We start from the raw sequence: 11953 nt of genomic DNA on the forward strand, positions 1-11953 counted from the left end.
GTCCGTCCTCAGTCGTTCCTCGTGGTGAGCCGCAGGTAGATCCCCGAGAAGGCGGCCAGCGCCAGCAGGGTGATCACCCCGAGCGCCGCGGCGCCGTTGAGGTCGTTCTGGTAGAAGCCGTGCTGATAGATCAGGTACGCCACGGTGGTCGCCGAGTCCTGCGTGCCGGCGCCGTTGGCGAGGATCAGCGGCTCGATGAAGACCTGCATGGTGGCGACGATCTGCATCATGGCGAGCAGGCCGAGGATCAGCTTGGTCTGCGGGATCGTCACGTTCCAGATCCGGCGCCAGAGCCCGGCGCCGTCCAGCTCGGCCGCCTCGTACAACTCCCCCGGGATGTTCTGCAGCGAGGCCAGGTAGATCAGCACGGCGCTGCCCATGTTCATCCAGGTGGAGGCGATCACCATGGCCGGCATCGTGGCGTCCGGCGACTGCATCCACTGCGAGGTGGGCAGGTGCAGCGCCTTGAGGATCGCGTTGAACAGGCCGGCGTCGCTCGGGTCGTACGCGTAGAACTTGAAGAGGAAGAGCGCCGAGGCGGGCGGCAGCATCACCGGCAGGTACACCAGGACGCGCAGGTAACCCTTCGCGTGCCGCAGCTCGTTGAGCAGGATCGCCACGAAGAACGGCACCGCGTACCCGATGATCAGGGCCAGCAGGGTGAAATAGATGGTGTTGCGCCAGGCGGGCCAGAAACTCGGGTCGGCGATGATCCGGGTGTAGTTGTCCCAGCCGACCCAGGTGGTCACGCCACGCCTGGTCTTCTGGAAGCTCATGATGATCCCGCGGATCATCGGATACCAGGTGAAGAGGGCGAAGCAGAAGATCGCGCCGATCAGGAAGGCGTATCCGGTGACGTTGTCACGGATCTTGCGGCTGCGCCGCCCGCTCTTCCGGGCCGGTACTGCGCTGCGGGTCAACTGGTCGGTCGTGCCCGGGGCGGTCATGGTCGCCAACGAAAAACTCCTGCGGTGAGTCGGAGGGATGCGGGCCGGTCGGCGACCGGCCCGCACTCCCCGCGGAATCAGCTACCGGCGGCGATCAGCTGGTTGACCTTGTCCTCGGCGGTCTTCAGCAGCTGGTCGATGTTGGCGTTCGGGTTGGTCAGCACCCCGGACATCGCCGAGTCGATGACCGCGTAGATGGCCTGGGCGTTGGCCGGCTCGCCCTTGATCGGCAGCTGCTGGTTCTCGAACAGCGTGTAGATCGACGGGTCCACGTTGGCGTTCGCCTTGCGCAGGTCGAACTCGGCCTTCGCGGTCTCGCTGCCCTTGGCGAACAGCAGCGGCTGCGGCAGGCCGACCGGGTAGTTCTGCGGCTTGGCCCGCGGGTAGTCGAACTGGCCCTTGCCGACCGTCAGCTTCTGGAAGGCGACCCACTTGAGGCCGGCCTTGACCTGCGCGTCGGTCAGGCCCTTCTTGAAGAAGTAGCCGTCACCGCCACCGAGGGTGGCCTTGGCCAGACCGTCCTGGCCGGGCAGCGGGGCCACCGCCCAGTCCTCGTACTTGCCCTTGAACTGGGAGACGATCTGCTGGGTGGTGTCCGGGGCGCCGACGAACATGCCGACCTTGCCGGCCGCCGCGTTGGTCAGCAGGTCGCCCCACTGCAGCAGCTGGCGGGAGCCCATGCTGTTGTCGGTGTACCGCATGTCCTTGAGGTTCTGCAGGACCTGCTTGCCCATCGCGTTGTTGAAGTCGGCCTTCTTGCCGTCCTCGGTGAGCACCTGGCCGCCCTGCGAGTAGATCTCGGCGGTGAAGTGCCAGCCGCCGGTGTTGCCGGCGCTGTACTCGGCGTAACCTGCCACGCCCGGCGCGGCGGTGGCGATCTTCTTGGCCGCGGCCCGGACCTCGGGCCAGGTCTTCGGCGGGTTCGCCGGGTCCAGGCCGGCCTTCTGGAACAGGACCTTGTTGTAGACCAGGCCCATCGAGTAGTTCTTGATCGGCAGCGCGTAGGTCTTGCCGCCGTCGGTGAACACCGCCTTGAGCGCCGGGTCGACGTCCTTCCAGGTCGGGACGTTCTCGTCGGTCAGGTACGGGGTGATGTCCATGGCCTGGCCGGAGTCCAGCACCTGCTGCAGGTCGGTCATGTAGCCGTAGAAGACGTCGGTGGTGGTGCCACCGGCGAGCCGGGCGGTGAAGTCCGGCGGGTTGTTGCACTGGGTGCCGACGCTGACGCTCTTGATCTGGACGTCCGGGTTCGCCTTCTCGAACGCGGCGACGTCCGCGTTCCAGTTGGCCACCAGCTCCTTCTCGGTGCCGACCGGCATGCAGTCCACCGTGATGATCGTCTTGCCGTCGGCGCTGGTGCTCTCGTCGTCGCTCTTCGTGGAGCACGCCGCGAGGCTGAGTCCCAGGCCGGCCGCGAGCGCGAACGCCACGGCCTTCCGGTACTGCGGTGCGGACATCTGTCCATCCCTTCGGGAACGGTTATCCATGTATTCGCTTCAGGTGCGAGGTCATCGATGCGTGTGGTCGCAGAGGTGGTCATCTCTGTGAGTGGAGTCACCGTAGCGAGGCCTACTGATTTCCGCAAGGTTTCGATCAGCCACTGAAAAGACGCGACTTTGAGATGGCAGATGTTGACAAGCGCTGGTCAAGCGATGGTTTGCCGGGTTTACGGCCAACTATGGCCATGAAAAAACGGCTGCCGACCGCAAGTAGCGGTCGGCAGCCGTTGGAGAGGTTGCGTTCAGGTGAAGGAAATTGCAGCGCCGAACACGATCAGCGCGGGGCCGGACCGGTCGATCCGCGGACCACCAGCTCCGGCTCGAAGAGCAGCTCGTCGCGGACCACCCCGGCCTCCTCGATCTGCGTCACCAGCAGGTCGACCGCCGACTGGCCCATCGTCTCGATCGGCTGCCGGACCGTGGTCAGCGGCGGATCGGTGCAGGTCATGAACGCCGAGTCGTCGAAGCCGACCACCGAGACGTCGGCCGGGACGGCGTGCCCGAGGCGGCGCGCCGCCCGGATCGTGCCGAGCGCCATCACGTCACTGGCGCAGATGATGCCGGTGGCGCCGCGCTCGATCAGCTTGGTGGCGGCCACCCGGGCGCCCTCCATCGAGAAGCTGGAGCGCTCCACCCATCCGCGACCGGGAGAAAGCTCGGTGTCGGTCCAGCCGGCCGCCTGGATCATCGCGGCCAGCTTGCGGCGGGACGGGATGTGCCCCTCCGGGCCGAGCACCATCCCGATCCGCTCGTGCCCGAGCGAGCGCAGGTGCCCGTACGCCTGCTCGACGGCCACCGCGTCGTCGGTCGACACCCGGGGGAAGCCCAGCTCGTCGACGCCCGCGTTGACCAGCACCACCGGCAGGCCGCGGTCGGTGAGCCGGCGGTAGTGCTCGTGCGAGGCGTCGGCCAGCGCGTACGACCCACCGGCGAAGATCACGCCGGAGACCTGGTGGTCGAGCAGCATCTCCACGTAGTCCGACTCGGGGACGCCACCGATGGTCCGGGCGCAGAGCGCCGGGGTGAAGCCGCGCTGGGCGAGCGAGGCGGTCACCACCTCGGCCAGCGCCGGGAAGATCGGGTTCTGCAGCTCGGGGAGCACCAGGCCGACCAGCCGGCCGCGCTCACCCCGCAGTTTGGTGGGGCGCTCGTAGCCCAGGACATCGAGGGCGGTGAGGACCGACGCGCGGGTGGCCTCGGAGACGCCGCTGCGCCCGTTGAGCACCCGGCTGACGGTCGCCTCGCTGACCCCGGCCTTCTTCGCCACCTCGGCAAGACGTTTGGTCACGACGGAATCCTACGTCAAGTCATTGCAAAAACTGAACCGGTCCTTGCGGTCAGTTCCGGAACCGATGACAGAGATTTCTGACCAACGGCGACCACCCGATCAAGTTTCCGCCATGTTTCACCGGCGGTGACCGATCGAGGGCCGATCGGCCGAGACTGATCCGGTTAAGTCGTCGCGCTGTGTGCTGACTCCGCTTTCGGCACGGTTCCATAACGGACCGGATCAGCGAAAACGGCCCGCGACGAGCGGGCCGGATGGGATGTTGTGAGTTACCGGCAAGAAAGGGATCAGCACGAGATGACCGACTGGGATCAGAACGACAGCTGGTCGTCCGGGGGCGGCCAGGACGACTGGTCGGCACAGGCGCAGGACCGGCAGCGCGACTCGGTGCACCGGTTGGCCAACGTGAGCAACGACATGGCCACCGCCACCCAGGCCGCCGTGCACGCCGCGGAGACGGCGGTACAGGTGATCCAGCGGCTCGAGGCGAGCAGCACCGAGATCGGCAAGGTGGTCCAGCTGATCGCCACCATCGCCAAGCAGACCAACCTGCTCGCGCTCAACGCCACCATCGAGGCGGCCCGGGCCGGCGAGGCGGGCCGCGGCTTCGCCGTGGTGGCCAGCGAGGTCAAGGACCTGGCCAACGAGACCGCCACCGCGACCAGCGAGATCGGCACGCAGGTCGGCGGCATCCGCACCGACACGCAGAACGCGGTCGAGGCGATCCAGGAGATGCAGGGCCTGATCGAGGAACTCGACCGCTGCCAGAAGGTGATCAGCGGGATCGTGGTGGAGCAGCAGGCCGGCTGAGGAAGACTGTCCGGCATGGCAGGCAAGCGCACCGCCCGGGCCAGGTCGTGTCCGTGCGGCTCCCCGGCGTACGAGAATTGTTGCGGACCGCTCCACGCCGGCAACCCGGCGGCGGACCCGGAGTCCCTGATGCGATCGCGCTTCAGCGCGTTCGCCCTGGACCGGTCCGACTACGTGCTGGACACCTGGCATCCGGACACCCGGCCGACCGGCATCGAGAGTGACCCCGGCCTGCGCTGGGTACGCCTGGAGGTGCAGGAGAGCACCGGCGGCGGGGTCTTCGACGCCGAGGGGTTCGTCACCTTCCAGGCGCATTTCCGGGACGACGGGCAGGCCGGCGTGATGACCGAACGCAGCAGGTTCGTCCGCCACGATGGCCGATGGGTCTACTGGGGGCCGGTGTGATCTCCTGAAGTCGAAAAGGTAGGTGATCACCATGTCGGCAACGAGGCCGATCGAGGACGGGATCGTCCGGGACTTCAAGGTCAATCTTTCGTACGGCGAGTACCTGCACCTGGACGAGGTGCTGAACGCCCAGCACCCGGTCAGCGTGCCCGAGCACCACGACGAGCTGCTCTTCATCCTGCAGCACCAGACGTCCGAGCTGTGGTTGAAACTGATCATCCACGAGCTGCGCGCGGTGCTCCAGCACCTGGCCAAGGACGATCTGAAACCGGCGCTCAAGGGCCTGGCCCGGGTCAAGCACATCCAGCGCACGCTGACCGAGCAGTGGTCGGTGCTGGCCACCCTGACCCCGACCGAGTACGCCCAGTTCCGCAGCTTCCTGGGCACCTCGTCCGGCTTCCAGTCCTACCAGTACCGCGCGGTCGAGTTCCTGCTCGGCAACAAGGACCGCCGCATGCTGCAGATCTTCAACGACCAGCCGGCGGCTCGCGCGCTGCTCGACGACCTGCTCGGCACGCCGAGCGTCTACGACGAGTTCCTGCGTTACCTGGCCCGGCACGGACACCCGATCCCGGTGGAGATCCTGGACCGGGACGTCACCGAGGCCTGGTCGTTCTCCGAGGCACTGGTCCCGGTCTTCCAGACCATCTACGAGAAGGCCGAGCAGCACTGGGAGGTGTACGAGGCCTGCGAGGAACTCGTCGACCTGGAGGAGAACTTCCAGTTCTGGCGGTTCCGCCACCTCAAGACGGTGGAGCGGACGATCGGCTTCAAGCGCGGGACCGGCGGCTCCAGCGGGGTCGGCTTCCTGAAGGCGGCTCTCGATCTGACATTCTTCCCGGAGCTCTACGCCGTCCGCACCGAGATCGGAGTCCCTCGTTGAGCCTCGCAGACCGGGCCGCCGCCCTGGACGCCGCCGATCCGCTGGCCGCGTTCCGGGACAGATTCCTGCCGGCCCCGTCGGTCGTCTCCTACCTCGACGGGAACTCGCTCGGCCGGCCGCTCGAGGCGACCGCCCGGCTGATCGACGACTTCGTCCGCGACCAGTGGGGCGGCCGGCTGATCCAGGGCTGGACCGACGGCTGGCTGGAGTGGCCGCTGGTGCTCGGCGACCGGCTCGGTGCGGTGGCGCTGGGCGCGGCGCCCGGGCAGACCGTGGTCGCCGACTCCACCACGGTGCTGCTCTACAAGCTGGCGCGGGCCGCGGTGGACGCCCGGCCGGGGCGGCGCACGGTGGTCCTGGACACCGACAACTTCCCCACCGACCGCTATGTCCTGGAGGGCATCGCGGCGGAGCGGGGGCTTCTCCTCCATTGGGTCGAGACTGACCAGGCCACCGGAATTCGTCCCGACCAGGTCGCTGAGGCGGTCGATGAGGACACCGCGCTGGTGCTGTTCTCGCACGTCGCGTACCGCTCCGGGTGGCTCGCCGACGTGCCGGAGATCAACCGGATCGCGCACGAGGCCGGTGCGCTGACGCTGTGGGACCTGTGCCACTCGGCCGGCTCGGTGCCGGTGCAGCTCGACGAGTGGGGCGTGGACCTCGCGGTCGGCTGCTCCTACAAGTACCTCAACGGTGGCCCCGGCGCGCCCGCCTTCGGCTACCTGCGGCACTCGCTGCAGGACTCGCTCAAACAGCCGATCCAGGGCTGGATGGGGCACCGGGCGTCGTTCGAGATGGGCCACGGCTACGAGGCCGCCCCCGGCATCCGCGCCCTGCTCAGCGGCACCCCGCCGATCCTCGCGATGGTCCCGATGCACGCCAACCTGGACCTGCTCGCCGAGGCCGGGATCGACGCGGTCCGGGCGAAGTCGCTGCAGCTCACCGACTACGTGCTGGAACTCGCCGACGAGTGGCTGGCGCCGCTCGGCGTCGAGGTGGTCAGCCCGCGCGACCCGGCCCGCCGAGGCGGGCACATCACGCTGCGCCGGGCCGGCTTCGAGCAGTTGCTGGCCCCGCTCTGGGAGAGCGGGGTGATCCCGGACTACCGCCGGCCGGACGGGCTGCGGATCGGGCCGGCGCCGCTGAGCACCAGCTTCACCGAGGTCCACGACGGCCTGGCGATCCTGCGCGACCTCGCCGAGAAACACCGGTGAGCACCGATCACAACCCGGGACCATGTGGCGGTGCGGGCTGCGGCGGGTCCGGGTGCTTCTCGCGTACGGCCCGGGCCGGCCGTGACTGCGAACCGCGCCCGACCGTGACCGAGGTCCCGGACCCGCGCGAGGACCAGCGCATCCGGTGGCTGGCCGCCGACACCATCTGGTGGGGCGGCCGGCTCCGCGCCGGCGTGGCACTGCGCGTCGGCGCGGACGGCAAGGTCAAGCCGGTCCCGGCGGAGATGGCCCCGGCCGACGGCACGCGCCGGCTGCCGGGCACCCTGCTGCCCGGCCTGGTCGACGCGCACGTCCACTCCGCCCTGGTCGACCTCGGCACGGTCCGGGCCGGCGGCATCGCCGCGGTCTGGGACCTGGGCGGCAACCCGGCCGCGGTCGCCGCCCTCGCCACCCGCGCCGCCGCCCCGGCTGTCTCTTCGTTGCCGCGGATCCGCTATGCCGGACCGTTTCTGATCGCTCCCGGCGGCTATCCGAGCGACCGAGCCTGGGCCCCGGCCGGCAGCTGGCGGGAGATCGCCTCGGAGACGGACGCGGGCGCGGCGGTGGCCGACGCCTGGTCGGCCGGCGCCACCCTGATCAAGGTCACCGCGCACGCCGGCGGCCCGCTGCTGCCCCAGCCGGTCCTGCGCGCGCTGGTCGACGCCGCCCACGCGTCCGGCCTGCCGGTCGTGGTGCACGCCGAGGGCCCGGGCACGGTGACCGCGGCCGTCGAAGCGGGCGCCGACATCCTGGCCCACACCCCGTGGACCGAGACTCTGCCGGACAGCCTGATCCGCGCCTGCGCCAGCCGGATGACCTGGCTGAGCACCCTGGACATCCACGGCTGGGGCGACCCGGACCCGGCCCGCGAGGTGGCGATCGGCAACCTGCGCCGCTTCGTCGAGCAGGGCGGCAAGGTCCGCTACGGCACCGACCTGGGCAACGGCCCGCTCCCACCCGGCGTCAACCCGCGCGAGCTGCGCGCCCTGCGCGCCGCCGGCCTCACACCGGACGAGATCCTCACCGCGATGACCGAGCCGGACGCCCCCGAGATCACCTGGGTCCCGGGCGGCCTGGACCTGTCCCCGGCCGCCTTCGCCGACTCGCTGGCCACCGCCCGAGTCCTCGACGACTCCGTCCGCCCCCGCTGATCGCGGCGCACGGCTCACCGCGACGGTCACGGTCCCGGCTGTGCCGCACGGGTCCCTCAACACACCCGAGACACCCATGAAACCCAGCCCGGACCGCCGCCCCCTCACGACCTCGGCTGTGCCTCACGGGTCCCTCAACACGCCCCAGACACCCATGAAACCCAGCCCGGACCGCCGCCCGCTCACGACGCCAGCTGTGCCTCACGGGTCCCTCAACACGCCCGAGACACCCATGGGACCCAGCCGGGACCGTGACCGGACCGCTGCCCGGTCGCGGGCTCGGGCTGGTTGTCAGGGGTGCCTCGGAGGCCGTGAGACACCCCTGACGGCCAGCCGGCTTCCGTGAGCCGGCGGCGGTCAGGGGTGTTTACGGCCTCGGGTCAGGCGGCTGGGGTGTGGACCGGGCGGTGGGCGCCGAGGAGCGGGTCCACCTCGTACATGCGGGCTTCGGCTAGGTCGAAGTACATGCCGGTGAGGCGGAGGCGGCCGGCTGCCTCGGCGGCGCGGACCACCGGGTGGGTGCGGAGGTTGGCCAGCTGCTGGAGGACGTTGTCGGTGCAGCAGCGTTCCTCGTCGGCCGGGTCGGTGAACTCGGTGCCGGCCAGCGCCAGCCAGTCACCCAGCGACGAACCCGGAGCCGCGGCGCCGGAGATCAGGGCCCGGACCGCCCCGCACCCGGAGTGTCCGCAGACGGTGATGGTGGTGACCCCGAGGACGTCGACCGCGTACTCGATGGCGGCCCCCACCGAGGCGTCCCCGGACGACCGGCCGTGTGCCGGGACCAGGTTGCCGACGTTGCGGACGCAGAACAGGTCGCCGGGACCGCTGCCGGTGATCAGGTTGGGCACCACCCGGGAGTCGGCGCAGGTGATGAAGAGCTGCTCCGGGCGCTGACCGTCCCGGGCCAGGGTGGCCAGGTGCGGGCGGACCAGCGGGGCCACGGTGCGTTCGAACTCGGCGATGCCGGCCGCCATCGCGTCCCGGCGCTGCAGGTCCAGGCTCTGCCAGCGGGACCAGGAGCCGAGCAGGCGAGGCGTGCTCTTCGCCTCGCCGAGCCGCCCGGAGGTGGCCCGGGAGAACCAGGAGTCGTGCACCTCGCGGATCCGCACCTGGCCGCCGGCCTTCTGGTAGGCCTCCCGCCAGTCCCGGATGGTCTCGAACGCGCCGTGGTCGAGGTAGTCCAGGTGCAGCTCGACGTCCACCTCCTCGCCCTCCGGCAGGGCGGCGAACTCCCGGGCCAGCCGGGCCGACTCGATGAACGCCAGGGTGCCGCTGATGGTGACCAGCCACTGCCCGGGGGCCCGCTGGACGGTCCGGATCTCGCAGCGGGTGAGCCGCCAGAGGATCAGCACGGCCGCGGTGACCATGCCGAGCGCGACCCCGGTGAGCAGGTCGACGGCGACCACGCCGAGCGCGGTGACCAGATAGGTGGGCAGCTCCCGGTGCCGGGCGTAGGTGCGGATCTGGGCCAGGCTGACCAGCCGCAACCCGACCACGATCAGCACCGCGGCGAGCACCGCCATCGGGATGCGTTCCAGCAGGCCGGCGCAGAGCAGCACGAACCCGGCCACCCAGACGCCGTGCATGATCGCCGACGCGCGGGTCCGGGCGCCGGCCGCCACGTTGGTCGAGCTGCGCACGATCACGCCGGTCACCGGCAGGCCGCCGAGCAGGCCGGAGACGGTGTTCGCGGTGCCCTGGGCGACCAGCTCGCGGTTCAGGTTCGCGCGCGGGCCGTCGTGCATCCGGTCCACCGCGACCGCGGAGAGCAGCGACTCGACGCTGGCGACCAGCGCGATGGTGAGCACCGCGACGGTGATCTGGCGCAGCGGCGCGTCCGGCCAGACCGGGGTGACCAGCTCGGCGAGTGGTTCGTCGGGGAGCCGGACGCGGGCCACGTCGGCGCCGGTGACGTGGGCCAGCACGGTCACGCTGACCACCGCGACCAGGGCGGCCGGCAGCAGCGAGATCCGGACCAGCCGGGGCCAGAGGATCAGGATGGCGATGGTGAGCAGGCCGAGCCCGGCGGACAGGCCGTGGTGGGTGGCGATCTGTGCGGGCAGGTCGCGCAGGTTGTGCCAGGCGGAGCTCTGCGGCGCGCCGCCGAGCAGCACGTGCACCTGGCTGAGCGCGATCACCAGGCCGATGCCGGCCAGCATGCCGTGCACCACGGCGGGAGACAGGGCCAGGGCGGCGCGGCCCAGGCGGGACGCGCCGAGCAGGATCTGGACGAGCCCGGCGACGGCCACGATGGCGGCGGTGCCGGCGAAGCCGAAGTCGGCCACGGCGCCGGCCACGATCACGGTGAGGCCGGCGGCGGGGCCGCTGACCTGGAGTGGGGCGCCGCCCAGGGCGCCCGCGACGACGCCGCCGACGACGGCGGCGACCAGCCCCGCGAAGAGCGGGGCTCCGGATGCCGCGGCGATACCCAGCGACAACGGGATGGCGATCAGGAACACGACGATGGACGCCGGCAAGTCCCGGCGCAACAACTGCGTCAAGTCGGACATTTCGTAAATGTACCGAAGAATGGTTACGCCGCCTTTACGGCAGGCGCACATCCAGGGAAAACACAGCTATTTGCCGACCAGTTCCCAGGAAATGGGAGGAAATCGCACAAGGTGTGCGGCGACGTCGGCGAAATGAGAAAAGGGCCCTGCCGGGCCCCTTTCTTCAGCGAAGCGTCACGCCTTCCAGACGTCCTTGTTCGACTCGTACATGTCGCGCAGGATCATCGGCACGTCGTAGGTCACCTTCCAGTCCGGGTAGTGCTCCTCGAACCGGGCCGTGCTGCTGATCCACCACTGGTGGTCGCCCGTCCGGTTCTCCGGCACGTACTCGGTGTCGGCGGGCAGCCCGGCGATCTCCGAGGCCAGCTGGAACGCCTCCAGCACGCTGCAGTTGGAGGTGCGGCCGCCGCCCATGTTGTAGATCTCGGCGACCCGCGGCGCCTTCTGGAACGCCTCGAACGCGGCGACCAGGTCGTGCGAGTGGATCGCGTCCCGGACCTGCTTGCCCTTGTACCCGAAGATCCGGTACTTGCGCTGCTCCATCACGCACCGCATCACGTACGCCAGGAAGCCGTGCAGCTCGGCGGCCGAGTGACCGGGACCGGTCAGCGTGCCGCCCCGGAACACCGCGGTCGGCATGTCGAAGTAGCGGCCGTACTCCTGCACCATCACGTCGGCGGCGACCTTGCTGGCCCCGAAGATCGAGTGCAGGCTGTTGTCGATCGTCATCGTCTCGTCGATGCCCTGGAACCACTGGTGGTCCTCCGGCAGCTCCCAGCGGGTCTCCTGCTCGACCAGCGGCAACGAGTTCGGCGTGTCGCCGTACACCTTGTTGGTCGAGGTGAAGATGAACGGCGCGTCGATCGCGTGGCGGCGGGCCGACTCCAGCATGTTCAGCGTGCCGACCGCGTTCACGTCGAAGTCCGTGTACGGCTCGCGGGCCGCCCAGTCGTGGCTCGGCTGCGCCGCGGCGTGGATCACCAGGCCGATGTTCTTCCCGTACTGGGCGAAGAGCCGGCCCAGGCCCTCGCGGTCCCGGATGTCCAGCGAGTAGTGCGTGTACCGGTCACCGATCTCCTTGGTCATCCGCTCCAGGTTCCACTTGGTGGAGCCGTCGGCGCCGAAGAAGTAACCCCGCATGTCGTTGTCGACCCCGACCACGTCCATGCCGAGGGCGGCGAAGTGGCGGACCGACTCGGAACCGATCAGACCGGCCGAGCCGGTGATGACGACGACGCTGCCCATC

Annotated in this window: 10 protein-coding genes; 5 read left to right on the forward strand and 5 right to left on the reverse strand. The window is 69.9% G+C overall.

Translation table 11 applies throughout. The features are described 5' to 3' along the window. Nucleotides 1–8: 8 nt before the first annotated feature. The 3 genes from BJY16_RS00170 to BJY16_RS00180 all read right to left on the reverse strand — a co-directional run bounded on the left by BJY16_RS00170 (nt 9) and on the right by BJY16_RS00180 (nt 3734). Nucleotides 9–956, reverse strand: a complete 948-nt coding sequence (locus BJY16_RS00170; RefSeq protein ID WP_203759324.1) for a carbohydrate ABC transporter permease — start codon at nt 954–956, stop codon at nt 9–11. Between the two features lie 68 nt (nt 957–1024). Further along, the gene (locus tag BJY16_RS00175) at nt 1025–2404 is read right to left on the reverse strand and encodes an ABC transporter substrate-binding protein (RefSeq protein WP_185037109.1); all 1380 of its coding nucleotides are present in this window, start codon (nt 2402–2404) and stop codon (nt 1025–1027) included. 316 nt (nt 2405–2720) lie between these two features. Continuing rightward, nucleotides 2721–3734 (reverse strand): LacI family DNA-binding transcriptional regulator, encoded by a 1014-nt coding sequence (locus BJY16_RS00180; protein ID WP_185037110.1) that lies wholly within the window; start codon nt 3732–3734, stop codon nt 2721–2723. Nucleotides 3735–4031: 297 nt separating this feature from the next. On the opposite strand from BJY16_RS00180, the gene BJY16_RS00185 reads away from it, so the two are divergent. From BJY16_RS00185 to BJY16_RS00205, 5 genes are all read left to right on the forward strand, one after another. Beyond that, nucleotides 4032–4544, forward strand: coding sequence for a methyl-accepting chemotaxis protein (locus BJY16_RS00185; RefSeq protein ID WP_185037111.1), 513 nt, complete (start codon nt 4032–4034; stop codon nt 4542–4544). 126 nt (nt 4545–4670) lie between these two features. Continuing rightward, a complete protein-coding gene (locus BJY16_RS00190; protein ID WP_307836101.1) occupies nt 4671–4949 on the forward strand; it encodes a YchJ family protein in 279 nt (92 codons plus the stop codon). Nucleotides 4950–4980: 31 nt separating this feature from the next. Further along, nucleotides 4981–5832, forward strand: coding sequence for a tryptophan 2,3-dioxygenase (gene kynA / locus BJY16_RS00195; RefSeq protein WP_185037113.1), 852 nt, complete (start codon nt 4981–4983; stop codon nt 5830–5832). Continuing rightward, a complete protein-coding gene (gene kynU / locus BJY16_RS00200) occupies nt 5829–7046 on the forward strand; it encodes a kynureninase (RefSeq protein WP_185037114.1) in 1218 nt (405 codons plus the stop codon). The genes kynA and kynU overlap by 4 nt, the downstream gene beginning before the upstream one ends. 104 nt (nt 7047–7150) lie before the next feature. Beyond that, nucleotides 7151–8197, forward strand: a complete 1047-nt coding sequence (locus BJY16_RS00205) for an amidohydrolase family protein (RefSeq protein WP_239177973.1) — start codon at nt 7151–7153, stop codon at nt 8195–8197. Between the two features lie 380 nt (nt 8198–8577). On the opposite strand, the gene BJY16_RS00210 is transcribed toward BJY16_RS00205, so the two are convergent. Together BJY16_RS00210 and BJY16_RS00215 are read right to left on the reverse strand one after the other, a co-directional pair. Next, nucleotides 8578–10707: a bifunctional SulP family inorganic anion transporter/carbonic anhydrase gene (locus tag BJY16_RS00210; RefSeq protein ID WP_185037115.1), complete on the reverse strand. Its 2130-nt coding sequence runs from the start codon at nt 10705–10707 to the stop codon at nt 8578–8580. A gap of 174 nt (nt 10708–10881) precedes the next feature. After that, complete coding sequence (locus BJY16_RS00215) at nt 10882–11952, reverse strand: NAD-dependent epimerase/dehydratase family protein (protein ID WP_185037116.1); 1071 nt, start codon at nt 11950–11952, stop codon at nt 10882–10884. Nucleotide 11953: the final 1 nt, after the last annotated feature.

This window comes from Actinoplanes octamycinicus, from assembly GCF_014205225.1.
Classification (GTDB): Bacteria; Actinomycetota; Actinomycetes; order Mycobacteriales; family Micromonosporaceae; genus Actinoplanes; species Actinoplanes octamycinicus.